We start from the raw sequence: 26145 nt of genomic DNA on the forward strand, positions 1-26145 counted from the left end.
GGGCTATGACGACTACGCCCCCGGATCCGGATCCCAGCGACTCCCCCGACCTCGACGCAGGCGGCTCCCCCGTGGGCCCCATGACGCCGGACTCGGATTCCACCTCCCTCGCCTCGGACAGCGCTCGCACGGGCCAGAGCCCGACCAAGTCGAACTCCAGGGTCGGCATCGTGGTGCTGCTGGCGATCGTCGTCCTGGTGGTGCTGGTGATGGTCTTCGGGCTCGTCGGGAGGATGTTCGGACTGGGGTGACGACGACGAGGGCCGCGGCAGAGTCCGATCCTGCCGCGGCCCTCGGTGCTCCAGGGCTCAGCTCCCGGCGACGGCGCCGATCAGCTGCCCGACGTCGATGTTGTTGATGAGGTCGGCGGAGAACACGGCGGGGTCGGCGCCGATGTCGCCCAGCGCGCTCGAGCCGGAGGTCAGCGACCCCAGACCCAGTCCCTCGAGGCTGCCGGTGACGGCTTCGGCGGGGTTGGGCTCGCGGATGGTGACGCAGGTGTTGATGGGGTTGGCCACCTTGCGGCCGCTGGCCAGGACGAGGGTGGTGGCGGCGCCGGTGTTGAGCACGTCGCCGGGGGTCGCGTCGTCGGGCACGCGGTAGGTGGTCTCGAGGGTGGCCTTGGCGTTGCCGGCGGTGGTCCATCCGGCCCCGGAGTGGCGGACGGAGTTGGTGGCGGAATCGCGGATCACGTCGTCGGTGACCGTCGACCACGTCTGGCCGCCGACCAGGTACCAGACGCTCTCCCGCGCCCGGACCAGCTCGAACCCGGCCGGGTGGAAGTCGTCGATCCGGCCGACCAGGGCCCCCGCGCCGCTGACGGTGGTCCGGAACGTCACGGTCCCGCCGGGGGCGGCGGTGCCGTCGCCCACGACCTCCTTGGTGAGGTGGTAGTCGGTCCACAGGGTGGAGGCGTCGTTGAACGTCACGGTCTGCGAGGTCGCGCACTCTGTGGCGGTGGGCTCTGCGGTGACGGGCTCGGCACCGGCGACGCCGGCCCCGGTTCCCGCGGCGAGCCCGGAGGCGACGAGCAGCGCGGCCGCGCCGGTCGGCCGCCGGGCCGCACCGTAGCGGCGATCGGTCGCAACCGGCAGCCGCCGCCGCTACGGTCGAGCCATGCCTCAATTCACTGTTCCAGGATTGTCCAGCGCCGACTCCGCCACGCTCGCCGAGACGCTGCAGAAGCGCCTGACGGCGTGCAACGACCTGCACCTCACGCTCAAGCACGTGCACTGGAACGTCGTGGGTCCCAACTTCATCTCGGTGCACGAGATGCTGGACCCGCAGGTCGAGCTGGTGCGCGGCTTCGCGGACGTGCTGGCCGAGCGCATCGCCACGCTGGGCGGTTCGCCGGTGGGCACGATGGGCGCGAACGCCGATCACCGCTCGTGGGATGACTACTCCCTCGGCCGGGACACCGCGCAGGCCCACCTCGGAGCGCTCGACAAGGTCTACGACGGCATGATCTCCGACCACCGCAAGGCCATCTCGGTGGCCGGCGACGTCGACCCGGTCACCGAGGACATCCTCATCGGCCAGACCGCGGAGCTCGAGAAGTTCCAGTGGTTCGTGCGCGCGCACCTCGAGAACGCCGCCGGCAGCCTGCCCACCGCAGACGACGCCTCGGAGAAGGCCGCCGCCAGGGACGCCTCCGCCTGAGCCGGGGCACGCGCTGAGCCGTCGGGCCGGACCCCTCCCCGGGGTCCGGCCCGCTGGCGTCTCTGGACAGCCGGCGCCTCTGGACAGCCGGGGGATACTTGTGATGGGCGTCACTCGTACGGTGCGTCCTCCGGCGATTCAGCGAGGTGCGCAGCCATGAAGGCAATCGTGTTCGAGGGTTTCAAGACCTTTCCCGTACTCAAGGACGTCGATCGGCCCTCCCCGGGCCCCGGTGAGGTTCTGCTCAAGGTGGCCGGTTCCGGTGCGTGCCATTCCGACGTGGGCCTGTTCCACGACTATCCCGGCGATCCCACGGGCTTTCTCACCCCGCCGTTCACCCTGGGCCACGAGGTCTCGGGATGGGTGGAGGAGCTGGGCCCGGGCGTCACAGGACTGATGAAGGGCGATGCCTACCTGGTCTACGGACCGATCGGCTGCGGCCGGTGCAAGCCGTGTTCGCGCGGACAGGACACCTACTGCCAGGACGTGCCGTCGGTCGGATACCTGGCCACCGGCTTGGGGCGCGACGGCGGGATGGCCGAGTACATGACCACCTACGCCCGCAACCTCGTCCCCCTCGGCGACGCCGACCCCGTGGCCGCGGCCCCACTCGCCGACGCCGGCCTGACCCCGTACCACGCCATCAAACGCGCGATGCCCCACCTGACCACGCCCGGGGCGACCGCGCTGTGCATCGGCCTCGGCGGTCTGGGCCTGGTCGGGGTGCAGATCATCAGGGCGCTCACCGGGGCCACCGTCTACGCCACCGACACCAAGCCCGACGCGATCGCCGCCGCGGAGGCCGATGGCGCGATCGGTGTCCCGACCGACGGCGCCGCCGAGAAGGTCAGGGAGCTCACCGGCGGGCTCGGCGTCAACGCGGTGTTCGACTTCGTCGGCGCCGCCCCGACCCTCGAACTCGCCGCGGCCTGCGTGGCCCAGCAGGGCTCGCTGACGGTGGTGGGCCTGGCCGGCGACGACTTCGCTTGGAACGTCTTCAAGCTGCCCTACGAGGTCGACTTCTCCTCCACCTACTGGGGCACGCTCGAGGACCTCCACGAGGTGGTGGAGTTGTACCGGGCGGGCAGGATCTCACCGGAGGTCCACGTGTACCCGCTCGACCGGGCCCTGGAGGCCTACCAGCAGCTCGTCGACGGCCAGATCAGCGGGCGGGCGGTGATCGCGCCGCACGACACGTAGCCCCGCGAGGCGACCACGCCCACCCCGCCGAAGGAGCCAGCCGGCCCTAGCGGTTGTCCCGCTCGCAGGCGATGCCGTCGTTGTCGCCGTCCATCGACGGGTCGTAGTACTCGCTGCCGCGGTGGATGGGGGCCACTCCGAGGTCCCACGCCTCGCGGCACCCCGAAAGACGCCGGGCCGGCGTGGTCGCGGGCGCACTCTCGACCGGCGCGGGCATGAACTGCGGGGCCCAGACCAGCGGGAACGGCAGGAGCGGCAGGGCGTTGGCGTCGAATCCCATCGGGACCGGCACGACGATAGGCGCGATGTCCGGCACAGCGATGACCCCCGATCCGACGGGGATCTCGGCGGCGACGGCGGAGGGGGCGGCGCCGAGCGCGACGAGAGTCGCCAGGCCGAGAGCGGTGAGGGAACGACGGATCATGGTGAGAACCTCGAGGGGGAAGGCCATGGGAGTGGCGTTGAATAGTGAGCTCAGATTAACCGAGTCATGTTCACGTCGCTGACCGTTTCGCGCGGACGCATCACACGAGCATGCGCCGGGAATGCGACCGCGAGAGTTCGTAGGTCTTGACGATCCAGAACGTCGCGAAGGCGTAGAGCGCGGCGGTCTCGACCAGGAACAGCCACAGGGTGGACTCCATCAGCCAGGCGATGAGCAGCGCGACGGCCGGGAAGAGCAGGACCAGCACCACGAGAATCCAATAACCCAGGCGATAGCTACGCTGCAGCTGCGCGTTCGGGATGGAGGCGATCGTCTCCTGCCCGTAGAAGAAGATCGACAGTGCCGCCAGCACGAAGAAGGACGTGGCCGCCACCGCGTGGGTGACGCTCACCGCGTTCAGCCCGGGCAGGGCCGGGTCCTCCGTCGGGAAGAGGGCGACGACGATCACGAGCGTCCCGGCGGCGTTGAGCAGCCAGTTCTCACCGCGCGTGTAGCCGCGGTACGCCACCAGAGCGACCCCGATCGCCACCAGCGTGCCCACGAACAGCCCGCGGGCCGGCGTGTAGTAGAAGGAGCTCAGTGAGTCCATCATCGGAAAATCGGGGTCGAGGGTGACCCACACCAGAAGTGCCACGGGAAGGCCGATGGCGGCGCCGGCGATCACCATCCGGAGCACGAAGTACGTCTCCACGATGTAGGCCGCCGGGGCCTCACAGAAGGTCGCCCGATCGCCCGGGGCTTGCCGGTCGCTCTCTGACTGCTGCACGCGCACACCTCGAATCCGTCGCCGGTCTCAGCCTCGCAGTCGGGTGCCCGTCTTGGTGTAGATCCGGTTGAGGTGCCCCTCGACCGTCCGCTTGGACAGGTGCAGCTCGGCGGCGATCTCGGCGTTGGTCAGCCCCTGGCCGACCAGGTCGGCGATCTGGGATTCGCGGCGGGTCAGCGAGACCCCGGCCGGGACCGAGACGGTCGGGGCACCGACGCGGGTGAGGCCAGCCAGTGGCCCGCCCAGCTCTGTGGTCGCGAGCATCCGCTCGGCCTGGGAGTGGAACTTCGATCCCGGCGACGCCGCGTCGCGGGCACGGTCCGCGGCGACCGCCGCCACCATGTGCAGCCCGTACGTCCGGGCCCGGCGGGCCGCGTCCAGCAACAGCCGGGGGTTGCGGGCAGACATCGCCACCGCCAGGTCGCGGACCAGCACCGGCACGTCGCCGGTGACGTCCACCTCGGTCAGCGCCCGACAGATCTCCGGGTCCGCGGTGAGGACCCCGGCCATGGCGGCGCGGGTGGCTGCGCCGTTCAGACCCTCGTCGATCAGCGACCGGACGACCTCGCCCGCCTCACCAGGGCGACCCAGGCAGATCAAGACGCCCGCCTCCACGCCGCGGATCTCCGGACCCACCGGCGAGTTGGTGTACCCCGGGATGGCGCGCATCCGCTGCAGGTACTCCTCCGCGGTGGCGGCCTGTCCGGACATCGCGGCGGCCAGTGCGTACAAGGACAGCGCACGGGAGTGGAAGTCCTCGGGACCGTCCACCTCGATGATCGCGACCGCGTCGGATGCCGCCCCCACCGCGGCCGGGAGGTCCCCGGCGGCGAGCGCGATCTCGGCGTCGACCAGCCGCCGCACGCCGTGATCGACGCGCACGTGGTCATCCTGCTCGACCGCGATGACGGGCGCGAGCTCGGCGAGCAGCGCAGTGATCCCGAAGCCGTGCAGCATCACCGACACCAGCGCCGCCAGGAACTCCTCCGACGCCCACGTCTGGTTGCCCATCGAGCGGGACCGGCGGGCCACGCGTCGGATGACCGCCAGGGCCGCATCGGACTGCCCCATGGCGTCCAGCGCGAGGGCGTGGATCGGCTCCAGGCGGCGCGCCCACTCGGCCGGAAGATCAGCGGTGAGCTCGCCGTAGGCGCGGGCCGCCTCGCGGTAACGGCCCGAGTAGCTCAGGTGCACCACGGCCAGCGCGTCGAGCACCGCGTGCCCCGGGTGGCCGGCGGGGAGCCACTGATGCGCTGAGGCGATCAGCGGCAGCGACTGCTCGGGACCCCGGTCCCGGTAGTGCGCGAGGTCCGCCCGGGCCGTGACGTTCTCGATGAGCACCCGGGTGTGGTCGGCCCCGCCGGGATCGTCCTGCAGGCAGGCCAGCGAGCGGTCGAACATCGCGGAGGCGTCGGGCAGCCGGTCGAGCAGGCGCAGGCACGAGCCCGCGATCAGCGACAGCTCGGCCTGCTGCAGCGACGCTGTGGTGAGCGCGGAGCGCTGGGCGGCGTCGTGGAGCTCCACCCCGGTGCGGTAGTCGTGGCCGTCGAGGGCGGCGCGCGCGGCGGCCACCACACATCCCGCGTCGACGGGGCGGGCGTTGACCAGCGCCCACAGGACGATTCGCGGGTCCGGCTGGAAGGGAGCCGCCATGCCGGTGATCTCGCCTGACGCCCGCCCGCCGGCCCGGTCGTCGGCCCGCTCGCTGGCCCGGCCTGCGTCACGGCATGCAGCGCGAGCGAGCACGGCCGCGTAGACCTCGCGGCGCCGCCGGTGATCGGCGCCGGCCCGCAGCGTCCTGGCCAGGACCGGCGGCTGCACCGACAGCACCTCGACGCCGCCCTCGTGCCGCTCGAACAGCAGCCCACGGGCGAGGAGATCGCTCACCACGTCGTCATCGTGCAGCCGAGCCAGGTCGTCGAGCGGGATACGTCGGGCGAGGGCCGCGGTGGTGAGGGGGCCGAGGTCCGCGGCGGCGGTGCGGGGGTCGATCCACAGGTGCGGGTCGACGGCGACGCCGGCGATCGCGGTGGCGGGATCCTCGACCAACTCCAGCCGGTCGCGGGTGCGGCGGGTCAGCCGGCGGGCGGCCAGGTCGTCGTAGGTGGCGCGCAGCGCCGTGAGATTGCCGTGCGAGGACGCCCACAGTGCCTCGACCAGCCGCGCCGACACGGGCATCCCGACGGCCGCCGAGACCACCTTCTCCGATTCGCCGCGTGTCAGCAGGCGTAGTGGAAGCCGGGTGGTGCGGGTGCTCACCTCGTCGTCGTATCCGGGAGGCAGTGCCGCACCCACCCTGGCCGAAGCCACCAGGACCGCACCATCGGGGACCTTGCGGGGCGGCGCACTCAGGCGATCCAGGTCGTCCCACACCACCACGGGGACCCCGGCGGCGCGGAGACCTGCGGCGATGTCGGCCGCGCACCGGCTGGCGCCTGCGCCCGGAGGCCCCACCACGAGCACGCCCCGCCGCGTGTCGACGCATCGTGCGGTCGCGCGTGCCACGGTGTCGGACCGCACCGCCGCACGGGTCGTGTTCCACGCGGGCACGGGGCCCTCCTAGCTGCGCCGGAAAAATCAGGTGTGACGCACTCTATCGACACCTGTCTGCGGCGGTACACGCTATAGGCAATCTGTTCCGTTCTCGTGGAGAGGTAACCGCATGACCCGCCCGTCGACCGTCACCGCCGCGTCGTGGATCTGGCTGTTCTGCGGCCTGTTCAGCACGCTCACCATCACAGGCGTGCTGGCGGCGACCGACCTGCTCGCGTTCGTCGTGCCGCTCGGCGGCACCGAGGACGCGTCGACCACCGCCCCGGGGGCCGCATGGATCGGCGCTCTCATCGCGATGGGCGTGGTGTCGGCGATAGCCCTGCAGGTGGTGTCGGCGGTGAAACTGCGCGAAGGCGAGCGGTGGGCGCGGGCGCTGCTGACGATCGCGGCGGGCCTCACGCTGGTCACCGCGCTCTGGGATATCACCCTGTGGTCGGCGTGGGTGCTGCTCGGGGCCCACCTGGTGGCGTTCGTCCTGGCGTACACCGATTCCGCCACCGCGTACCTCGAGGTCCGGTCCCCCGACCCGGCGTGGGCGCCGGTCTACGCGTAACCTGGGCAACGAGGGCCGCTGGTCACACCGGCTGCCTACTGCTCACATTTCGCGAGATCCGTCTCCTCCGTCGACATTCCCTCCGGGGTGAAGTGCGTGACCATCACTACCAGGTCCTCTGACCCCTCATTGACGGTCTCGTGCACGTACCGAGAGTCTTCGACGACCGAATCGCCGGCGCGGTAGACGCGGACGCCGCCGGGGTGGGCGTCGGCGTAGTGGGTGAGCTCGCCCTGCTCCACCACCACGACGAGTTGCCCGTGGTGGCAATGCGGGCCGGTGCCGACCCCGGGCGCGAGGGTGATACTGCGGTGCGTCACCGTCACCCCGTCGGCGCCGCCGTCCACAGCCAGCTCGATGGGTTCGTCCTGCTTGCCTTCGACGATGTCCAGGGCGCGGATGGTATCCCGCTCCACTACAGGAGGCTCGGTCGATTGCGGGCTGCACGCGGCCGTCGCCAGCACGGGTACTGCGACGGCGAGTGCGACGCCGCCTCGGATCGATGGGCGCGTCATGGTCACTCCCCCGCGTCCGCTCGGACGGTCTCGACTCACAGGCTCGGCTCCACGCTAACGCAGGTCGGACTCAGAGTGAAGGAACAATCACGAAAGCGGCCGGGGACCGCCGAGCGCCCCCGAGACCTACCCAGTCCGCTGCCGCCCCGCCAGCTTGTGCCGGTCGAGTTCACTCATCCCGCCCCAGACGCCGTAGAGCTCGCCCGCCTCGATCGCGAACTGCCGGCAGGTCTTGAGCACCGGGCAGGTGGCGCAGATCGCCTTGGCTGCGTCCTCCTTGCGACGGCGCACACCCTTGGGCTCGTCCTCGGCGCTGTAGAAGAGGTCGGGGTCCCCGATGCACGCTCCGTCGTCCCTCCAAGCCCAGTACTCCGATGTGGGTTTCAGATTCCTGAACCGTGGCACTCGTACTCCTGTCGCGGAAGGCGGAAGATCAACGACGAAGTGTCTCCCGGGACCACCCGGGCGCGCCTCACCCTTAGGGGTGTAATCGCTGGCGCGGCCGGTTGTCGTCCGTTGCTAGGCTCTGCCCATGCCGATCAGGGTCACAGTGGTCAATGACTACCTCGTCGTCGTCGCTGGGGTGAACGCCTTCCTGGCCCCCTACTCCGACCGGATCGAGATGGTGGAGAAGGAGATGGTCTCCAGCGGATCGGCCACGGTGGACGTGGCCCTGTACGACTCCTTCGCCTCATCCCTGGGCAAGGACGACCGCCTCGAGAACCTCCTGCAGGATCCGACCATCGGGGCGGTCGCCGTCTACTCGTTCACATCGGACCCGGCCGCGGTCCGAGACAGCCTCGACGCGGGCGCCCACGGGTTCCTGTCCAAGTCCCTGACCGCTCCTGAGCTGGTGAGCGGCATCGAGCAGATCGCCGCCGGGAACCGCGTCACCCTGACGGGAACGGGCCTGCCGATCATGGGTCCCGACAAGTGGCCTGCCAAGGAGGCCGGCCTCTCACACCGTGAGGCCGAGGTGGTCAGCCTGATCGTGCAGGGGCTGTCCAATGATCAGATCGCCGAGCAGTGCTACCTCTCGCTCAACACGGTCAAGACCTACGTGCGTTCGGCCTACCGCAAGATGGACGTGACCACCCGGGCTCAGGCGGTCGCGTGGGGCATCGAGAACGGCCTCAAGCCGGACCGGTAAGACTGGGGGCGAGGACGACGACAAGAACGACGACGACGACAAGGTCACCTGCCCGCCCCACCGACGCAGATGCCGGGTCGGGCGCCGGAGCCGTCTATCTCACACGTGACGGGACGGATCCATTCGCTGGTGGAGGAGCCGGATGACATCCACAGTGCCTTCCGTCTCCACATAGAACACGACGTGGCTGCCGATCGCGTAGCGACGGTACCCGGGGCGGATCTCGTCGCAGTCGCGTCCACGCGCCGGCTCCTCGGCGACGCGTTCGATTGCCGCTCGTATCTCCGATATGTACGTCTCGGCTTGCTGGATATCCCAGCGTTCCCGGGTGAAATCCCAGATCTCGGACAAGTCGCTCTGGGCTGCGGGGGTGAGCCGATAGCTCTTCATGCCCGCTTGGTCGCGATGAACGCGTCGAAGTCGAATTCCTCCGGTGCACCGCTCTCCTCGCCGGCAATGAGCGCGCGGCGCAGCGCGGCGAGCTGGGTTTCGTGGTCCTCGAGGAGCCGGAGCCCTGCTCGGACGACCTCGCTGGCTGAACGGTAGCGCCCGGAATCGACCTCGCGAGCGAGGAAGTCGATGAAGTGTTGGTCCAAGCTGATGGAGGTGTTCTGACCCATGCGGCAACGATACCAAGAATTGGTAACACCGCGGCTCCGGATTCAGCTCCGGCCACGCCGATCGAGCGGGACCACGGTGGGCGTGCCCGTCACCGGGTCGGCCGTGATCAGGCACGGGAGTCCGAAGACCTCCTCCACAAGATCTGCGGTGAGGACCTCGGCCGGGGCGCCGGTGGCCACCACCCGCCCGTCCTTCATCACGACCAGGTGCGTCGCGTAGCGGGCGGCCTGGTTGAGATCGTGGAGCACGGCGATCACCGCGCGCCCGGCCTCGTGCTGGTCTCGGAGCAGGTCCAGCACGTCGTACTGGTGCGCGATGTCGAGGTACGTGGTGGGCTCGTCCAGCAGGAGGATCGGTGTCTCCTGGGCCAGCAGCATGGCGACCCACACGCGTTGCCGCTGGCCGCCGGAGAGTTCGTCGACGAACCGGGTCGCCAGATCGGACACCCCGGTGGAGGCCATCGCGGCGGTCACGGCGGTGTCGTCGGCGCGGCTCCACTGGCGTAGTGAGCTGTGGTGCGGGTGCCGGCCACGCGCCACCAGGTCGTCGACCCGGATCCCCTCCGGAGTGACGGCGCCCTGCGGCAGGAGCCCGATCCGGCGGGCGACCGCCTTGGTCCGCAGCTTGTGCAGGTCGTGGCCGTCCAGCAGGATCCGCCCCTCGCCGGGGGCGATCACGCGCGCCAGCGCCTTGAGCAGCGTGGACTTGCCGCAGGCGTTGGGGCCGACGATCACCGTGAACGCGTCCTCGGGCAGTTCCAGGTCGAGGTCGGTGGCCACGACCCGCCGTTCGTAGGCGAGCCGCGCCCCCTCCACCGTGAACCCGCGCCCGCGCTCGAACTGGGCGCCGGCGCGGGCATCACGGTCGAGGGAGGTGCGGCGCATCAGCCCAGGATCTCCTGGACGTCGTCGAGGATCTCGCCGGCGCCCAGGACGCCGATGCCGACCATCCAGGTCTCGTCCTCGACCTCGTAGGTCTGGCCGGACTTCACGGCGGGCAGGTCGCCCCAGAGCCCGGTCACGGTCGCCATGGTCGTCGCCGACGGGTCGCCGCCGGGGTTGGTGAAGAACACGATGTCGCCGGTGATCTGCTCGTACAGCTCCGGGGAGAGCTCGGCCATGGAGTACTCGTTCCACTCGCGCTCGCCCAGGTCGAAGCCCATCTGGGACAGGATCGAGCCGGAGAACGTCTCGGGTTCCGCTGGCCAGCCCGGACATCATCGGCATCACCCAGGGCGCGTCGGCGGGCGGCGCGACGGTGATCCTCGTGCTGGGCGGCGGAATGGCGCAGGTCGCCACGGGCGCACTCGCGGGCGCGGCGCTCACCACCGGGTTCATCCTGGCCCTGACGTGGTGGCGCGGGCTCAGCGGCGCCCGCCTGGTCCTGCTCGGCGTGGCCCTGGGCGCCCTGGCGATGGCGTACGTGGCGCACCTGCTCTCCCGCGGCTTCGTGGCGAGCGCGGTCACCGCCCAGATCTGGCTCACCGGCTCGCTGCAGGGTCGCGGCTGGTCCGAGCTCTGGCCGCTGGCGTGGGTGCTGCTTGTGGCGTCGGTGGTCATCGCGAGTCGGTCCCGGGCCATGCGCGCGCTCGCGCTGGGCGACGACGTCGCGGTGGCCCTGGGCGTGCGACTGCGGAGCACGCGGTTGGTCCTGGTGGCGGCGGCCACCGTCCTGGCCGGGGCGGCGGTGGCGACGGCCGGGCCGATCTCGTTCGTGGCGCTGGTGGCTCCGCACCTGTCGCGGCTGCTCACCCGCAGTGATCGCGTCCTGCCGGCGGCGCTGCTGGGCGGGGTGCTGCTCCTGGCCTCGGACCTGGTGGCCCAGCGCGCATTCGCCCTGCCGCTCCCGGTGGGTGTGGTGACGGTGGTGCTCGGCGGGCTGTTCTTCCTGGGCCTGCTGTGGCAGGAGGGGCGTCGTGCCTGAGCAGGCGGTCCGGCGCCCGCGCAACCCCCACCGGGCGGAGAGCCGGCAGCCGACTGCACTGCGCCGGGTCCGAGTACGCGCCGTCGAACCCCTCGCTCCCGAGCTGGTGCGCGTGACGCTCGAGGGCGACGAGCTCGGGGAGTTCGCCGCCGCCAGCTCCGCATGCGCCACCGCCTCCGCCGCGGCCGGCGACACCGGCCTCGTGCCCGCCGTGCGCAGCCCGTCCTTCGACGACGTCGTGGTCTTCTGCCTGCCCGATCCCGTGACGGGCGAGGTCACCCTCCCCGTTCCCGCGCCGGGTGGCGGGCTGGGCCACCCACCGGGCAGCGCCGCGCTGGTGCGGGAGTACACCGTGCGGTCCTTGCGAGACGGCGCCCTCGCCGTGGACCTGGTCCGCCACGCCTCGGGCGCGGGCGTGCGCTGGCTCGAGACGGTCCGGCCGGGTGACGCGCTGACGATCGTCGGCCCGCGCGTGAGCCGCGCGCTCCCCGCGGTGGACCGCATGCTCGCCGTCGGGGACGCCACCGCCCTGCCCGCGCTGGCGCGGCTGATCGAGGAGCGACCGCCGACGTTGGCGCTCGACGCGCTGGCCGCGGTGCCCGACCCGTCCGCCCTCCCCCGCACGGTTCTGCCCGCGGTCTCCCCCGCCGACGCCGACCGCGTCCGGGTCCGGGTGGTGGCGGCGGCGCCCGGCTCGGCGGATGAGCTCATCAACGCGATGGCCGCGGTCGAGCTCCCCGCCGGGTTCGCGTGGGTGGCCGGCGAGTCCGGGATGGTCACGGCCGTCCGCCGGCATCTCCTCGCCCGCGGCCAGGAGCCCGACCGCGTCCAGTTCACCGGCTACTGGCGCCTCGGCGGGCCGCTATAGGCCCCGAGTCGCTCGCCCAGTTCATCACGACGGAGGAGTAACTCCGCGCTACACGGCCACCGGCGGGTGCAACCGCTCCAGGGTCCACACTCGATTGCGGTGCGCCGCCCACGTACTGATGCCGATCGCGCCCACCGTCACCAACGTCAGCACCAACACCGGAATCCACATCTGCGAGGGGCTCCCACCCATGATGGTCTGCCGTAGCCCCTGCACGGTGTAGGTCATGGGGTTGAACGGGTGGATCCAGCGGAAGAACGCGGGCTCCACCTCGGTCGGATAGATGCCGTCCGCTGAGGTCAGCTGCAGCATCAGCAGTGCCATGGACAGCACTCTGCCGACCGACGGGCCGAACACCACGTTGAGCATCTGGATGAGTGAGATGAACGCCACCGCCGACAGCGCCATGATGGCCAGTGCGCCCATCGGGTGAACCGGCATCATGCCCAGGCCGAAGCGCAGCACCAGCAGGATCACCACCGCCTGCCCGAGCGCCAACAGCAGCGCCGGCTGCAGCGAGGCCATCACGACCCGCAGCGGGTGCAGCCGGGTGGCCACGGCGCGCGGCTGGAGTGGCGTGAGCAGCAGCCAGATCATGATGCCGCCCACGAACAGTGCCAGCGGTACGAAGAACGGGGCGAACCCGTAGCCGAACGTCTCCGCCGGGTTGTCGTACATCGACGTGAGCGTGATCGGGTCGCCGATCGTGCGCGACATGTCCTCGCGGTGCTGGTCACTCCACTCCGGCACCCGGTCGGCGCCGGCGGCCAGTTCGCTCGACAACCGGCCGGTGCCGTCTTTGAGGGTGTGCGAGCCGTCGGCGAGCCGGTTCGTGCCCTCCACCAGGCGGCCGGTGCCGTCTGTGAGGTCGCCGGTGCCCTCGGCCAGGGTGGCCGCGCCCTCGTCCAAGCGCGCGGCGCCCTCGTCGAGCTGGCGCACGCCGTCGACCAGTGTGGTGGCGCCCGTGCCGAGTCGCTGCAACCCGTTGTCGAGCTGCGCCGCGCCGGCGCCCAGGGCGTTGATCCCGGTGAGGAACTCGCCCGAGGGATCGTTGAGTGCCGACGACAACTCGCGGGCGCCGTCGCGCAGCCGGTGCAGGTCCGACAGCTGCGAGGAGCCGGCGCCGAGGCCCTGCGATTCGAGTTGGTCGGCCAGCGTCTCCAACTGCACGGAGACCGGTACCCCGGCCGATCCGGCGGAGCTCCCCGATCCCGCGGACCCCTGACCGGTGGCCAGGCCGGTGGTGGCCTCGACCTGCCTCATCTGCGCGGCGGCCTGCCGCAGCGGGGCGATCGCGGCGTTCGGTGCCTGCGAGAGCTGATCCAGGACACCGGCGAGCTGGTCGACTCCGCCGCTGACCTGCGCGGCCCCGTTCCCGAGCCGCTGCACTCCGCCGTCGAGGCGCTGGACGCCCTCGTTGAGCTGCGTCGCGCCGTCGGCGGCAGTGCCGATCCCGCCGGCCAACTGGTCGACCCCGGAGCGGGCCTCGTGGATCTTGGTGGCCAGCTGGTGGTTGCCGTCCGCGAGCCTGGCGGCGCCCTGGTCGAGGGTGCGGGCGCCGGCGTCGAGTTCGGCGGACTTTTCGCTCAGCTCGGTGATGCCGTCGTCGAGTGTGCCCGCGCCGTCGTCGAGCTGCGCGGCACCGTCGGCGGCCTCGCGCAGCCCGGCGCCGGCATCCTGAACACCCACGAGGACTTTGTCGACGGCCTGCGCTGAGATGGCCGAGCCCACCGCGTTGTGCAGTTCGGCTGTGGCGCTGCGCCCGATGAGGCTGGACAGGTAGTTACCGGATTGGTCGTAGGTGACGGTGATCGCGGCCTGCCGCGGGTCGTCCCCGGTGGGTGAGGCGACGGATTCGCTGAACTCCGGGGTCAGCCGAACCACGAAGTTGTACTCGTGATCGGACAGCCCGGCTTCGGCCTCGGCGGCGTCGACCAACCGCCAGTCGAGCTGGTCGTTCTGCAGGAGTTCGTCCACCACCTGGTCGCCGGCGCGCAGTGGTTCGCCGTCGACCTGCGTCCCGGTGTCGTCGTTGACCAACGCGACCGGCAACTGGGAGGTCCGGCCGAACGGGTCCCAGAAGGCGGCGAGGTACAGGGCGCTGTAGAGCAGGGGCATGAGCACCAGCACGACTATCGCCACGCGCGGTAGCCGTCCGCGGCCGAAGCGTTTGAGCTCACTGCCGATGGACAGTCCGGAGATCATGCAAGGCCTTCCTTGGTGGCGGGGACGGTGACCATGTGGTGCTCGGGCGAACCCGCGGGCAGGGAATCCACGGAGGACAGGATGACGGTGCTCTGGTCGGCGTCGGCGATCTCGGCCAGGCGCTGCAGCGCTCGTGCGCGTTCCGCGGGGACGCGGACCTGTTCGATGTCGTCCACCACCAGTATCGGCGTGCCCTCGTAGCGGGCCAGCGCTATGCGCAGCAGCAGGCGATCCAGTTCGGTGAGGTCGCCGACGTAGGTGCGCAGCCCGGGCAGGCGGAGGTCCCCGTACACCGGGCCGAGGAGCTCCTCGAGTTGGGCTGGGCCGGTGCGGCCACGCGGGCGCCACCACGGGCTCATCCACGCGCGCTGCTCCGCCACGACCGTGCGGACCGTGACCGCCGGGTCCAGCTCGTCGATGCCCGAGAATCCGGCGATCGCCGACCGGGTGAAGATCTCGCGTTTGCCGGTGTGACCGAGTACCTCGAGCCGTCCCTCGGTGGGCGCCATTCGACCGGCCAGGGTGAGCAGGAGGCATGTGCGTCCGTTGCCGGGGTGGCCGCGCAGGACGGTGATTCCGCCGCGGTCGATATCCAGATCCAGGGGGCCGAAGACCCGGCCGTGGTCGCCCACCAGCCCGAGGCCGCGAGCCAGCACCGCTGGTTCCGGGACTTCAGGTGGCTCAGCGCTTTCGGCGGGCTCAGCGTTGTCGGGGTTCTCGCGTGCAGTGGTCATGGTGACGTCCCGGGTGGGTGAGGTCTTCATTGTTGGCGGGAGCGACCGGTGGCCGCGGCCGCGCGCTTCGTTGCGTACGCGGCGATCTCCAAAGCGGACTAGACTCCACTTTATACGTCGTTGCCGACTGCACCGAATGGCAGCTGGCCACGCCCCCCATACGGGCGGGTCACCCTCCAGTACCTCAGAACCAGTCGAGCGGTGTGCCGTAGAGCCGGTCGTGCGGGATGCTGCGGGCGATGAGGTCGGCGAGAGCCTCGCGGTCGTTCATCAGCGCCGCGCCCCGGCGGGTCGGCCGCAGCTCGCCCTTGTACTTGCGCACCAGCCCCAGCGCCCGGGCCCAGTCCCGCAGCTGCCAGATCGGGAACGTGAGGTCCTCGCGGTTGTTCTTCCCGATCCACTGGCGGTCCCAGCCGGTGTCGATCATCAGTTGCTCGACCATCGCCGGCGGCAGGTACCCGGCCGAGGTGAGCTTGACGCCGTCCCCGATCCGCTCCAGCAGGATCTGCAGCTTGGACGCCTCATCCTGCTGGACTTCCCGGAGGGTGGCGGGCATGTCAGCGATCTCTACCACGCGCTGTTGCGCATCGTCGAGGTCGAACGCTTCCGCGTCCCACCCCGCCCAGAACTCGAGGGTGTGCGGGTCCCAGCCGTCCGGGTCGGCGTCCCCGGCTATCCACTCGTTGTATGACCAGATCCCTCCGCAGTCCTCCGGTGGGCATGCCCGGCGGCCGGCCACCACGGTTGCATCCGGGGACTCGCCGTCGTCGTCGTCGGGCTCCAGGACCTTCTCCACGGTGACGCGATGCCACCAACTGTCACCGAAGTCGTACAGGTAGAGAAATCTGTCGCCCGCACTGTGCGCCAGCTCGTCGAGCCGTACGTCAGCCTCGTCGAGCTCGCCCATCTCCCCGGCGTCGGGGTAGTCCATGGAGGCGAAGCGCTCGGCGTCGCGGTCTCGGCGCGAGGATGCGTGGACGAACTCGTGCAAGTGGCTGTTCGTCCAGCCCATGGCTTCCTGCAGGATCAGGTGCAGGCGCGGCAACTCCAGGTCGCTGCGCAGGTCCAGGCGCCGCCAGATGGGCGGGGACGAGTCCAGCAGCTCGACCTTGACGCGGTAGATCACCGGCGCCTCGCGCCTCGGGTGCCGCCGGTTGACGGCCGGGCGCTCCCACGGGGACTGGTAGGCAGCCCCGGCCGCCAATGAGGCCATCAACTCGGTCTGCGGGACTCCCGCGCTCGCCAATGCGTCGAGAACCGCGTGCTTCAACTCGTCTGCGGTGAGGTCGCCTGGTCCGTAGGGGCGATCTATCGAAGGCGTCACCTCACCGACGATACGAGATGCGAGTGGCGTGCTGGGACGCCCCCGTTCGGGAAAGTAGGCTCAGCCGCCATGGACACCGACGAGCCCGGGCTGTTCGACCTACCTGAGCTCAAGCCCGAGCCTGAGCCCACCTCGCAACCCTCGCCTGCGCGGCCCCGTCCCGGCAGGAACCGCGAGACATGGTCCTGCACTGTGTCCGCGGAGGTCGCCATCGTCGATGCGGCGGCGGTGACGGCGGCACTGGCTCAGTACCGTGAGGACACGGTGGTGGTCGATGCGTTCTCCGGTGCGGTGATCGAGGACCCGGCGAGTGAGGAGGCGGGGCCCGATCCCACCCTGCCGCCGCTGCCTCAACTGAACTGGCTGATCTGGCCTACGGGCGGTGTGGAGGAACTCCTCGAAGAGGGCGCGTTCCGGGTTCTCGATGTTGAGAGCGCTGTAACCACCGAGACCTACGACCGGGGCACGATCACGTGGACGGTCACGGTCAAGCTCACCGACGTCCAGCTCCTGCGTCGCGTCGCCACGCGAGCCCACCCCGCCGACGCCGTCCTTATCGCGAGCAGTCTTTCCGTCGCGTGGCAGCGCGCTGCCGACTTGTTCGCTCCCCTGCGTTCGATCCCCGGGATCTCGTGGCGGCCGGTGTCCGTCGAGGTCGAGCACGTGTCGGCGCGGAAGCCATGACGACGACGAGGAGGTCAACCAACGCCACGGGCGGCCCGTCTCGGAGAGCCTCCGGAGCGTATCGAGCTTCACCCGATCACGTTCTCCACGTTCGATATCCGATACCCGGTTCTGCCCAACGTGCAGCTTGTGCGCGACGTCTTCTTGCGTGAGCTCACGTGCCCAGCGCAGGCGTCGCGAAATTGCCGGTCCACCCGCTATCGAAAGTTACGGGTCGGATGTCGGTCGCTCACCCAATTCGAGTAGCAGGTCCCGAGCGAGGAAGTATGCAGCAACTGCGACTTGTTCAGGTTCCCCAATCCCCTCCTCGGCGCGCCCCGCCATTGCCGATCCGAGAGCCTCCGGGCTATGAGCGAACAATTCATCGAGGAACCCGAGGGCGTCTTCTGTTGCGGCCGCGCTGAGTTCATGGGTTCGGAGCTGCGAGAACACTATGGCCAACTCATGTGTACCGAACGCCTGGAGGAGCCGGTAGGCGTCGTGCGCGTCTTTGTCGTTCAGTCGGTGCGGGGCATCAACACGCTCGGCGATCTTATGTAGTTTGGCAACCGGCAATGCTGCAGGTCCAGCTACCCGGAGGCGGGCCCGACGCTTGTCTCGCGGATCGAGCGCAGGTACATCCATTTGTTCGTTGTCGACTAAGCATGCCTCCAGTCTTCGTGCCCGGCGGGCTGCGTGCTTCGAATGCGGCGGTATCCGAGCACCTCGCGCACCGCGACCGCCTCCACCGGCAAGCTCTTCTGGGACCATGAGGTCAACCGGTATCCCTTCTCGATTGAGCCAGGATCCCGGTTGATCGGAGCGGTAGAAGCCCGCTCGCGTCATGGCGTCGTCGATGAGCGGCTCGTCTGCGACCGTGCGAGGGTCGAGCGCGACGTCACTGTCTTTCGTTGCCTCCGCGAGTGCCACCCGGAGACCGCCGGTTCGAAGGTAGACCGCTTGCGCCCCGATCAGGACGAGAGACTCCCGGTGCTCGGACAACGCCTCGGCCGCGTCCAGAAGCGCAGACCGGGCACTGACGAGCAGATCGCCACTACCCCCTCCAGGACTGTTCATGTGCCCTCATCCATTCGATCAACTCGTTCGCCTCTGCGGGTGCCCGGCCCGGCCCGGTCATGAGGTCCACAGCCACCTGGGCCGGGCGGGCGACCGTGAGCCCTTCCAACGCGGTCATGGCGCGTTCCATGACGACGGGGTAAGTGGGTTCGATCAGCAGCACGTTCGCTCCCGCTTCGGTCGCGCGCAAGCCCCAGTTCGCCGCTGCACGTTCGACGTTTCGGACGTACACCATCGCCGACCTGGCTGGTGCGTAGGCAGCCCACGCTGCTGCTGCGACGGACCCGGTCAGCGCGTAGTCGACGTCCTCTTCCTCGCGCACCGCATCGAGAAGGTCCGACAGGCCCCGGGGAGCGATCCAATGGGACACGGCATTGGACCGGAGTAACTGATAGTCGTCGCTCCATCTGCGCAGAAGAGCTGCCCAATCGGACACCAGGAATCGCCGGTCAGGCAGCCGCTGCGCAAGTTCCTGATCTTCGAGAAACTGCATCACACGGTATACCGACCCCACCGAGGCATTGGCGACGTCGGCGAGTTCCCGCACACGCCATGGCCCGGGAAGATCGAGTAGCGCTCTGACTACCTTCGCTGCGGGTTCTCCCTTGAGGGTGCCCCTCGGGCGCCCTGGCCCCCGCCAGGGATCTCTTTCGGCACCACGATCCGAGACGAAGAGTGCGGGAACGGGGGATGAAACCCTCATATTGCCGGTCGCATCGATATATGAAATGCCAGCCGCGTCGAGCCGCGCACGGTCGGCGGGCGCGAGATAGCGAGTCAAGACCAGGCACCCACTGTCCGGCACCTGGGCCATAGTGTCGCCGCACCTCTTCCGAAGCGCAGGTATGTCGCGAGCTACGACGGCGCTCTTGACGGTGACACAGAATGTTGCGGCACTACCATCGGGAGCCTCGGCGATCATCAGAGAATCTGCGCCGCCAGATGTCGACGATGTAGCGCCCTGCCTGGTATCGATCTTCCACTCCGGCGGGAGTCTCTCGCGAAGTGCCTGGGACGCGGCATCGACGAGTTCCGCCTCCGAAGGGGGTCTCGAATCTATCGTCTTGCCGTTTATCATGTTCGGATAATAGCGCCGTTCCGCAGCCAACGGAAGCGGACAATTTGCCGAACACCGCCAGCGCGACGCGAGTCAGCCGCCTTCGGGCCACACCACGTCCTGCACCACCTCGTTGCGCCGTAGAAACCACGGCGTGAAGGGCGGGTCGAATCTGGCGTACCTGGGCGGCCCGGTGGCGACCAGCCCGGCCCGGGCGATCGCGGCCTCGAGGTCGGCCAGGTGACGTCGATAGGCCAACTCGCTCCACCGTCCGGAGTAGCGCACCGCTGCCGCAACACGGCCGGGCACCTGCCTGACCCGCACCCGAGGATCGGCGGGCACCGGCGCGGTCGCGGCGGTGAGCGAGGCGGGCAGGACAAAGGCGACCACGTGCTCGCCGCCGTCGGCCTCGGTCTGGACCACGGGCGCGGTCATGGCGACCTTCTCGGAGCCGGAGGCCTCCTGGACGACCGGTGCCGTCATGGCGATGGACCCGGCGGACTTATTGTGACCGGTGATGTACCTGAAGAGAGCCCTGAACGCCTGGTTGCCGGCACTGCCGAAGGACCCGCGAACGGACACCTCCGCCGCGGCGTGGGAGGGGTACCGCCGCAGCTCGAACTCCGGGTGATGCTCGAGCACCTCGTAGGGCTGCTGCTCGGTCATGAATCGACGGTACGCGCGCGAGCGGTCAGTGGCGGCGCCGCGCGTCCAGTCACCGGAGACCGCCAGGCGGGCATGCCACTGGGCGACGTGGTGCGGGTGGAAGATCGCGACGACGACGATGACGACGACGAGGCCCACCTCCACCCGCCGGGCCCGCGGCTGCCGGGTGGCGCGGAACCGGCCGGGTCAGCCCGAGAGTCCGCGGAGCCAGTCGACGATCGCGCCGGCCAGCTCGTCCGGGGCCTCCACCGGCAGCATGTGTCCGGTCTCCGGGATCTCGACGTAGGTGACGCGACCATCCCCGGCACCATTCACCTCAGCCCACCGCCGCTGCTCCTCGGTAGGCACCACCTGGTCGTCCGACGCCCCCACGATCAGCACCGGGACACCAGCCTGCGCGGGAAACTCGCCGCGATCCGGCCGGCCGCCGATCGCCACCGAATGGGCAGCGAACCGCTCCGGCCCGTACACCCGCGCCGCGCGCAGCCGCTCGGCCCGGACCTGCGGATCGTGGCCGCGGTCGCCGTAGTACACCGCCTCCATACCGTCGAGCGCAATCTCCTCGTACGCCTCCGGGCTCAGTCCCGCGGCGCGGTCCGCCCGCGCCTTCGCCGACTCCGGATTTTCGGCACCCACCGGGGCGGTGACCAGGACGAGCCCGGCCAGCAGCGACGGGTGCCGCTCGGCCAGATGCATCGCCACCACGCCGCCGAGCGAATGCCCCACAACGACGCTGCCGGGCGCAACCCGGCCCGCCACCTCGTCGACGAGTGCATCGAGGTCGGCCACGGCCGGAAGATCCAGCGGCGTGGCGTGGACGCCGTCCGGCAGCGCGCGCATGACCGGCGCCCACGTCTGTGCGTCACCGTGGAGGCCGGGGAGGAGGACGAAGTCGGTCATGGCCGCGAGGCTACCCATCCGGCACTCGGCACCGAGTCGATCGACCTCACCCCGGGGTACGCCACGCCCGGCAGCGCTGCGTGTCGGACGGAAAATAGCTGATCGAACGGCCAGTTTCGGCTGTATGGTCATTCCGATGGTGTTACGTCTGTCGAGACTGCCGCAGGAGGCCGGGGCGCCCGGCTCCCGTGCCGATGATGTCTGCCCGGCGAACGGACTCTCGGACGCAGACCCCGAGGAGAGGATCGAGGCAGGCGCTCCGGGTCGGGCGCAGGGACCGAGTTCTGCAGGCGTCATCGTCGTGGGACTGGATCTCTCCGGCGGCTTCCTGGCAGCACACGGTTTCGCCACCTCGGCCCTGATCACGACCGCTGCACAGTCATCTATTCGCGCCGCCCTGGGGGGCCATGCCATCGTCGAGCCCGGACCCGTCGACCGCACCGTGGTGATCCGGTTCGACGCGGGCACCCACTCCGTGGACGACCTCACCGCCGAGCTGAAGGAACACCTCTCCCACCCGCTCCTCCTCGCCGACCGGGAGCACTTCGTGCAGTCACAGGTCGGTTCCGCCACTGCGGCGTCGGTGGGTACAGACGACCCGGACCTCCTGATGCGGGCGGCGTTCGCGGCCGCGCATCTCGCCATGGAGACCGGGTCGCATCTGCACGCGGCCACGCAGTCCATGCTCGAGGAACTCGCCAACGCCTCAGAGCTGAGGACTGCGATGGCGCGCGCTGCCTCCTCGGATTTCGAGATGCACTACCAGCCCATCGTCGACCTGGCCGACGCCCGCGTGCTCGGCTACGAGTCCTTGATCCGGTGGCGGAGAGGCGATGACCTACTCACCCCGCCGGCGTTCCTCCCCGCCGCCGAGGAGACCTCGCTCATCCTGCCGATCGGTAGAGCAGGGACGCGTTCCGCGCTGGAGCAGCTCGCCCGGTGGAGTCCCCATAGTGTGACCACGCCGCTGTTCATGTCCGTCAACTACTCCGCACGACAGCTCGCGGATTCGCGGCTCCTGCCGTACGTACGACGAACCCTGGACGAGTTGTCGCTGAGCGCGTCCGACGTCTGGATCGAGATCACGGAGCAGGCCCTCATCGATGTCGCCTCCCCGGCGATGCGGACTATCGAGGGGTTGGCGGAGATGGGCTGCGTCATCTGCGTCGATGACCTGGGGACGGGGTTCGCGGCACTGCGCTACCTCGCCGACCTCCCGGTGAGCGTGGTCAAGGTGGACCGCTCCCTGGTGCGCTCGGTCTCGGACCCCTCCATCCGCAAGATCATCGGCGCCGTCTGCGACATCTCCCAGACGCTCGGGATAGCGTCCGTCGCCGAGGGCGTGGAGGACGAGGGCCAGATTCCCGTCCTACGAGACCTGGGCTTCACGCATGCGCAGGGATACTTCTACGGCCGTCCGGCGCCCGCATCCCAGATCCGTATTCCTTAATAAAAGCTAAAAGGATTCCTTCGGCGAAGCGCCGAGGTCCGGACGCTCTAGGGAAGTTAAAAACTTGCACATCTCGTTAATCAAGCTACGCTTATCATGAACGCGTCGAGGCGGGCACTAGGGGACCCGCTCCGGCGACTGAGGTAGCGGAGCACTCTTATGGACAGGACAGTCATCAGCAGGCCCGGCACCGAGTCGACGTTCGCCAGGGGGACGGGATCTTTGAGGGTCCTGGTCACGGGTAATCAGGGGTACCTGGGGACCGTGGTGGCAGACGAGATCTCGGCCGCCGGCCATGAGGTCACCGGGCTCGATACAGGGGTGTACGCCGCCCGTGTCCTGGGGCCGATCCCACACGATCCGCCCACCCTCTGCGCGGATCTGCGTGAGGTCTCGGCAAAGGATCTCGTGGGATTCGACGCCGTGGTCCATCTCGCCGCCGCGCCGGACGGGGGTGGCCTCGGAACCCTCCAACGATCCGTCGGCGAGTCCGACCACCTCGTCTCGGTTCGCCTGGCGCGGGAGGCCAGGGCTGCGGGGGTGAGTCGATTCCTCTTCGCCTCGACATGCGCGGTGTACGCGCCCGGGGACGGGGACCCGGCGACCGAGTCCAGCCCCCTGCATCCGACCACCCCGTGGGCGGCGTCCAAGCTGCGGGTCGAGGAGGACATCGCGGCGCTAGCCGACAGCGGTTTCAGCCCGGCATCCCTCCGATTGGCTACGGCGTTCGGGGTCTCCCCGCGGCTGCGCTCGGATCTGCCGGTCAACCGCATGGTGGCCACCGCGGCCTTCGACGGCCGGGTCGTGCCGACGGGAGCCACCGCCACCCTGGGGCCATCGATCCACGTGAGGGACGTCGCGGACGCCTTCGTGCGGTGCCTGGAGGCGCCGGCGGAGACCGTGCGCGCAGCGTCGTTCAATGTCGGCGGCCATCCGGACTCGGTGACGAAGACCGAACTCGCCCGCATGGTGGCCGAGGCCGTGCCGGGAACATCCATCGGAGTCGCCCACCACTCCGGGAGTGCGCGCGAGCCGCGCCGAGTGGACTCCGGGGAGATCCTGCGGGCTGTCGGCTTCGAGGCCCGTCGCGGGCTCGCCGAGGGAATCGCCGAGCTCCTGCGCGCCTACACCGCCGCCGGCATGGACGCGGGCGTGCACGCGCAGGCGGCCGCGGGTGTGACCACGGACGAGTTCCTCGCCACCTTCTCCAGGACGCATCAGCAGGGCACCCCACCAGCCTTGTTCGGCTTCGGCACTGCACACCACATCGAGAGCATCGCGTCGTGACAGTTCGGGAAGTCGCTGTAGGCCAGAAGACCCGACGTCGGATGCCGCGGCACCGGTCCGACCATTTCCTGGCCGGGCTCGACGCGGTCGTCCAGACCGCGGTGATCTCCGCGCTCGTCGACTCCCCGGCAGGTGCCGTGGTGGCCGCGATTCTCGTGGTGCTGGCGGTGGAGTTCTCCGGGAACTATCGCTCCCTCCTCACGCTGTCGGCGCTCAACGACGCCCCACGTCTGGCCGCGGCTTCCATCGTCGCAGCCCTGGTCGTGGAGTTCGCCCGGGGCGGGCACGACTCCATCCGGGATCTGCTCGTGATGATCGCGGCAATCTTCGGCGCCCTCGTCCTCACACGCGTGATCTATTACGCGATCGTGCGCCGCCGGCGGCGCCGCAATCCCGCCGCCCGTCGACGCACGATCATCGTCGGGGGCGGTGTGGTCGCCGGTGAGCTTCTCGACAGCATGGACGAGTTCCCCGAGTTGGGCCTGAAACCCGTGGCGGTGATCGACTGCGACCCGCTGCTGGGCGCGGGCCGGCTCCCGGTCCCCGTCCTCGATCGCCCGTTGCACGAGGCGGTGGTGGAGCTGGACGTCGAGACCGTGATCGTGGCGTTCCAGCACCGCCCGGACTCCTCCCTCATCTCTCCACTGCGGCAGTGCGACACCCTGGACTGTGAGATCTTCCTGGTGCCCCGGTTGTTCGAGTTCGTGCACCTCAACGCGGACATGGACCGGATCCACACCATTCCGCTGATCAGGGTCCGGCGCCACATCCATCGCACGTGGTACTGGCAGGCCAAGCGGGTGTTCGACGTGGTGGTCGCCGGGAGCGCGCTGGTCCTGTTGTCGCCGCTGCTGGCCCTCACCGCCGCGGCGGTGGCGCTGTCCGACCGGGGTGCGCCGATCCTGTTCCGCCAGGTGCGCGTCGGTCGCGGCGGACGCGAGTTCGTGCTCTACAAGTTCCGCTCCATGCGGCCCGTGGATCCCGGGGCGTCGGACACCGACTGGCATCCGGAGGACCGGATCGGTCCGCTGGGGCGGATCCTGCGGGCTTCCTCGATCGACGAGTTGCCCCAGCTGTGGAACGTCGTGCGCGGGGACATGTCGCTCGTCGGCCCGAGACCCGAACGGCCGCACTTCGTCGAGCAGTTCGCCCGCAGTGTCCCGTCCTACGTGGACCGACACCGGGCCACGGTGGGACTGACGGGGTGGTCCGCGGTCCACGGCCTGCGCGGCGACACGAGCATCGACGACCGGGCACTGTACGACAACTTCTACATCCAGAACTGGTCGGTGTGGCTCGACATCAAGATCCTCCTGCTCACCGTCAGGGCGGTAGTTGCCGGCACGGGTTCATGAGCGTGCCCGCCCGCTTCTGGGAGAGATTCGACGCCAGGTCGGCCGCGATCCTCGTCAGCAGCGGGTGCGGGGCGGTCCTCCCGGTGCTCGCCCTCGGCAGTCCCACGTTCGTCCGCCCGGGAATGATGCCGGCGTTCATCGCCATCTGGGTGATCGGGGTCGCGCTGCTGCTGTTCACCGCCCGCGTCGGTCGCCTCACGGATCGCCAGTTCGCGGTCGTGGGGGTGGGCGCGATGGTCTGCATCGCGTTCTCGGCGACCATCGTGACGGATCCGGCGGCCTCACGGGCGATCGTCGCCCTGCTGGCCACGGCCCCCGCCATCGCCGCGATGGCCTCGACGATCCGGGCGACCATCGGGTTCAGCCTGACGGCCATCCTGCTCGCCTCGGCCTTCTCCGCCGTGTCGTCCACCTCGGTCATCGGCGGGCTCGTCGCGGCGGGCGCATCGATCCTCACCGTCTGCATCCCGGTCTTCATGGTGGTGGTGCTGCGGAGTTCCCTCGAGTTCGCGATGGAGAGGGTCGCGCTCGTCGGCGAGATCGACCCGCTGACCAGAGCGCTGAACCGGCGGGGACTGATCCGACGCCACGCCCGCGTGTTCGGTCACTGCGCCGATCACCGCCGGCCGGTCGGTTTCCTGCTGATCGACATCGACCACTTCAAGGAAGTCAACGACACGTTCGGGCATACCGCCGGGGACATCGTGCTCGTCAACGCGGTGCGCGTCATCACCACCGCCGCCCCGGCCGGCAGCCTGGTGAGCAGGATCGGGGGCGAGGAGTTCGTGGTGATGTTCCCGGTCGACAGCGTCGCGGAGATCAGTGCGGCGGCCTCACGCATCCGGGGAGCCGTCGCCGCCGAGGGCGAGGTGACGGTGAGCGTGGGCGCGGTCCTCGGCCCGATCGAGACGAGCGACTCGGGCCCCCCGAACGCCTCGGAGATCATGGACCAGCTCACCCGGACCGCCGACCGCTGCGTGTACCGGGCCAAGTCCCTCGGCCGCGACCGCGTGGTGATGCAGACCTCCACGCTCATCCGGTGGCGACCCGGTGTCGCCGACGAGAGCGCGGAGTTTCCTCAGGATCCGCCGAACGGTTTCGGCCTGGCGACCATCGTGGGTCGCGAGATCGTGCGCCACCGGCGCGGCACGGCCGCGTAGGTGCGGCTGCTCGC

Annotated in this window: 29 protein-coding genes and 1 pseudogene; 13 read left to right on the plus strand and 17 right to left on the minus strand. The window is 69.9% G+C overall.

Annotated features, from left to right (window positions below):
- The first annotated feature begins 5 nt into the window (after nt 1–5).
- A complete protein-coding gene (locus AB5G72_RS13800; RefSeq protein WP_069388399.1) occupies nt 6–251 on the plus strand; it encodes a DUF6480 family protein in 246 nt (81 codons plus the stop codon).
- Nucleotides 252–308: 57 nt separating this feature from the next.
- Here AB5G72_RS13800 and AB5G72_RS13805 read toward each other — a convergent pair whose 3' ends face one another.
- The gene (locus tag AB5G72_RS13805) at nt 309–929 is read right to left on the minus strand and encodes a hypothetical protein (RefSeq protein WP_156523575.1); all 621 of its coding nucleotides are present in this window, start codon (nt 927–929) and stop codon (nt 309–311) included.
- A gap of 187 nt (nt 930–1116) precedes the next feature.
- Here AB5G72_RS13805 and AB5G72_RS13810 point away from each other — a divergent pair, with 187 nt between their 5' ends.
- Nucleotides 1117–1659 (plus strand): Dps family protein, encoded by a 543-nt coding sequence (locus tag AB5G72_RS13810; protein WP_132063130.1) that lies wholly within the window; start codon nt 1117–1119, stop codon nt 1657–1659.
- 156 nt (nt 1660–1815) lie between these two features.
- The gene (locus AB5G72_RS13815; RefSeq protein ID WP_440220113.1) at nt 1816–2859 is read left to right on the plus strand and encodes an alcohol dehydrogenase catalytic domain-containing protein; all 1044 of its coding nucleotides are present in this window, start codon (nt 1816–1818) and stop codon (nt 2857–2859) included.
- A gap of 46 nt (nt 2860–2905) precedes the next feature.
- On the opposite strand, the gene AB5G72_RS13820 is transcribed toward AB5G72_RS13815, so the two are convergent.
- The 3 genes from AB5G72_RS13820 to AB5G72_RS13830 form a co-directional block, all read right to left on the minus strand.
- Nucleotides 2906–3310, minus strand: a complete 405-nt coding sequence (locus AB5G72_RS13820; protein WP_440220114.1) for an excalibur calcium-binding domain-containing protein — start codon at nt 3308–3310, stop codon at nt 2906–2908.
- A gap of 73 nt (nt 3311–3383) precedes the next feature.
- Nucleotides 3384–4070, minus strand: a complete 687-nt coding sequence (locus AB5G72_RS13825) for a hypothetical protein (protein WP_440220115.1) — start codon at nt 4068–4070, stop codon at nt 3384–3386.
- Nucleotides 4071–4097: 27 nt separating this feature from the next.
- Nucleotides 4098–6620 carry a helix-turn-helix transcriptional regulator gene (locus AB5G72_RS13830; RefSeq protein WP_440220116.1) on the minus strand — a complete coding sequence of 841 codons (2523 nt, stop codon included), beginning with the start codon at nt 6618–6620 and terminating at the stop codon, nt 4098–4100.
- Nucleotides 6621–6732: 112 nt separating this feature from the next.
- Here AB5G72_RS13830 and AB5G72_RS13835 point away from each other — a divergent pair, with 112 nt between their 5' ends.
- Complete coding sequence (locus AB5G72_RS13835) at nt 6733–7176, plus strand: hypothetical protein (RefSeq protein WP_440220117.1); 444 nt, start codon at nt 6733–6735, stop codon at nt 7174–7176.
- A gap of 35 nt (nt 7177–7211) precedes the next feature.
- Here AB5G72_RS13835 and AB5G72_RS13840 read toward each other — a convergent pair whose 3' ends face one another.
- On the minus strand, nt 7212–7592 hold the full coding sequence (locus tag AB5G72_RS13840; protein ID WP_440220118.1) for a cupin domain-containing protein: 381 nt from the start codon (nt 7590–7592) through the stop codon (nt 7212–7214).
- A 225-nt stretch (nt 7593–7817) separates the two neighbouring features.
- Nucleotides 7818–8096, minus strand: coding sequence for a WhiB family transcriptional regulator (locus tag AB5G72_RS13845; RefSeq protein WP_440220119.1), 279 nt, complete (start codon nt 8094–8096; stop codon nt 7818–7820).
- Between the two features lie 127 nt (nt 8097–8223).
- Between AB5G72_RS13845 and AB5G72_RS13850 the strand changes: the two genes are divergently transcribed.
- Nucleotides 8224–8841: a response regulator transcription factor gene (locus AB5G72_RS13850; RefSeq protein ID WP_159148594.1), complete on the plus strand. Its 618-nt coding sequence runs from the start codon at nt 8224–8226 to the stop codon at nt 8839–8841.
- Between the two features lie 99 nt (nt 8842–8940).
- Here AB5G72_RS13850 and AB5G72_RS13855 read toward each other — a convergent pair whose 3' ends face one another.
- Genes AB5G72_RS13855 through AB5G72_RS13870 form a run of 4 tightly spaced genes read right to left on the minus strand, consistent with a single transcriptional unit; the run spans nt 8941 to nt 10624 of the window.
- Nucleotides 8941–9231 (minus strand): type II toxin-antitoxin system RelE/ParE family toxin, encoded by a 291-nt coding sequence (locus tag AB5G72_RS13855; RefSeq protein WP_206473135.1) that lies wholly within the window; start codon nt 9229–9231, stop codon nt 8941–8943.
- Nucleotides 9228–9461: a type II toxin-antitoxin system ParD family antitoxin gene (locus tag AB5G72_RS13860; protein ID WP_132064192.1), complete on the minus strand. Its 234-nt coding sequence runs from the start codon at nt 9459–9461 to the stop codon at nt 9228–9230. Before AB5G72_RS13860 ends, AB5G72_RS13855 begins: the two co-directional genes overlap by 4 nt.
- Nucleotides 9462–9503: 42 nt before the next feature.
- On the minus strand, nt 9504–10346 hold the full coding sequence (locus tag AB5G72_RS13865; RefSeq protein ID WP_440220120.1) for an ABC transporter ATP-binding protein: 843 nt from the start codon (nt 10344–10346) through the stop codon (nt 9504–9506).
- Nucleotides 10346–10624, minus strand: coding sequence for a hypothetical protein (locus tag AB5G72_RS13870; protein WP_440220121.1), 279 nt, complete (start codon nt 10622–10624; stop codon nt 10346–10348). The genes AB5G72_RS13865 and AB5G72_RS13870 overlap by 1 nt, the downstream gene beginning before the upstream one ends.
- A 62-nt stretch (nt 10625–10686) precedes the next feature.
- Between AB5G72_RS13870 and AB5G72_RS13875 the strand changes: the two genes are divergently transcribed.
- Nucleotides 10687–11385: an iron chelate uptake ABC transporter family permease subunit gene (locus AB5G72_RS13875; RefSeq protein WP_440221502.1), complete on the plus strand. Its 699-nt coding sequence runs from the start codon at nt 10687–10689 to the stop codon at nt 11383–11385.
- On the plus strand, nt 11378–12253 hold the full coding sequence (locus tag AB5G72_RS13880; protein ID WP_440220122.1) for a siderophore-interacting protein: 876 nt from the start codon (nt 11378–11380) through the stop codon (nt 12251–12253). Before AB5G72_RS13875 ends, AB5G72_RS13880 begins: the two co-directional genes overlap by 8 nt.
- A 48-nt stretch (nt 12254–12301) precedes the next feature.
- Here the strand turns inward: AB5G72_RS13880 and AB5G72_RS13885 are convergent, their stop codons facing one another.
- From AB5G72_RS13885 to AB5G72_RS13895, 3 genes are all read right to left on the minus strand, one after another.
- Nucleotides 12302–14458: a YhgE/Pip family protein gene (locus AB5G72_RS13885; protein ID WP_440220123.1), complete on the minus strand. Its 2157-nt coding sequence runs from the start codon at nt 14456–14458 to the stop codon at nt 12302–12304.
- Nucleotides 14455–15192 carry an ATP-binding cassette domain-containing protein gene (locus AB5G72_RS13890; protein ID WP_440220124.1) on the minus strand — a complete coding sequence of 246 codons (738 nt, stop codon included), beginning with the start codon at nt 15190–15192 and terminating at the stop codon, nt 14455–14457. The genes AB5G72_RS13885 and AB5G72_RS13890 overlap by 4 nt, the downstream gene beginning before the upstream one ends.
- 184 nt (nt 15193–15376) lie before the next feature.
- Nucleotides 15377–16516 carry a plasmid pRiA4b ORF-3 family protein gene (locus AB5G72_RS13895; RefSeq protein WP_440220125.1) on the minus strand — a complete coding sequence of 380 codons (1140 nt, stop codon included), beginning with the start codon at nt 16514–16516 and terminating at the stop codon, nt 15377–15379.
- A 69-nt stretch (nt 16517–16585) separates the two neighbouring features.
- On the opposite strand from AB5G72_RS13895, the gene AB5G72_RS13900 reads away from it, so the two are divergent.
- Nucleotides 16586–17200: a hypothetical protein gene (locus AB5G72_RS13900; RefSeq protein ID WP_440220126.1), complete on the plus strand. Its 615-nt coding sequence runs from the start codon at nt 16586–16588 to the stop codon at nt 17198–17200.
- A 51-nt stretch (nt 17201–17251) separates the two neighbouring features.
- Here the strand turns inward: AB5G72_RS13900 and AB5G72_RS13905 are convergent.
- Nucleotides 17252–17401, minus strand: a pseudogene (locus tag AB5G72_RS13905) (helix-turn-helix domain-containing protein); the annotation flags it as partial.
- A 147-nt stretch (nt 17402–17548) separates the two neighbouring features.
- Here AB5G72_RS13905 and AB5G72_RS13910 point away from each other — a divergent pair.
- Entirely contained in the window at nt 17549–17740 is a 192-nt protein-coding gene (locus AB5G72_RS13910; RefSeq protein WP_440220127.1) for a hypothetical protein, read from the plus strand.
- A 493-nt stretch (nt 17741–18233) separates the two neighbouring features.
- On the opposite strand, the gene AB5G72_RS13915 is transcribed toward AB5G72_RS13910, so the two are convergent.
- The 3 genes from AB5G72_RS13915 to AB5G72_RS13925 form a co-directional block, all read right to left on the minus strand.
- Nucleotides 18234–19334 (minus strand): type IV toxin-antitoxin system AbiEi family antitoxin, encoded by a 1101-nt coding sequence (locus AB5G72_RS13915; RefSeq protein ID WP_440220128.1) that lies wholly within the window; start codon nt 19332–19334, stop codon nt 18234–18236.
- A 72-nt stretch (nt 19335–19406) separates the two neighbouring features.
- A complete protein-coding gene (locus AB5G72_RS13920) occupies nt 19407–20117 on the minus strand; it encodes an SOUL family heme-binding protein (RefSeq protein WP_440220129.1) in 711 nt (236 codons plus the stop codon).
- Between the two features lie 48 nt (nt 20118–20165).
- A complete protein-coding gene (locus AB5G72_RS13925) occupies nt 20166–20879 on the minus strand; it encodes an alpha/beta fold hydrolase (RefSeq protein WP_096907501.1) in 714 nt (237 codons plus the stop codon).
- Nucleotides 20880–21015: 136 nt separating this feature from the next.
- Here AB5G72_RS13925 and AB5G72_RS13930 point away from each other — a divergent pair, with 136 nt between their 5' ends.
- The 4 genes from AB5G72_RS13930 (at nt 21016) to AB5G72_RS13945 (ending at nt 26131) form a co-directional block, all read left to right on the plus strand.
- Nucleotides 21016–22329 (plus strand): EAL domain-containing protein, encoded by a 1314-nt coding sequence (locus tag AB5G72_RS13930; RefSeq protein ID WP_440220130.1) that lies wholly within the window; start codon nt 21016–21018, stop codon nt 22327–22329.
- 159 nt (nt 22330–22488) lie between these two features.
- A complete protein-coding gene (locus AB5G72_RS13935; RefSeq protein WP_096906887.1) occupies nt 22489–23616 on the plus strand; it encodes an NAD-dependent epimerase/dehydratase family protein in 1128 nt (375 codons plus the stop codon).
- Complete coding sequence (locus tag AB5G72_RS13940; RefSeq protein ID WP_254050619.1) at nt 23613–24971, plus strand: exopolysaccharide biosynthesis polyprenyl glycosylphosphotransferase; 1359 nt, start codon at nt 23613–23615, stop codon at nt 24969–24971. Before AB5G72_RS13935 ends, AB5G72_RS13940 begins: the two co-directional genes overlap by 4 nt.
- Nucleotides 24968–26131, plus strand: coding sequence for a GGDEF domain-containing protein (locus AB5G72_RS13945; protein WP_096906885.1), 1164 nt, complete (start codon nt 24968–24970; stop codon nt 26129–26131). The genes AB5G72_RS13940 and AB5G72_RS13945 overlap by 4 nt, the downstream gene beginning before the upstream one ends.
- The last annotated feature ends 14 nt before the right edge of the window (nt 26132–26145 follow it).

The organism is Dietzia sp. MNB45, from assembly GCF_051994785.1.
Lineage (GTDB): Bacteria > Actinomycetota > Actinomycetes > Mycobacteriales > Mycobacteriaceae > Dietzia > Dietzia kunjamensis.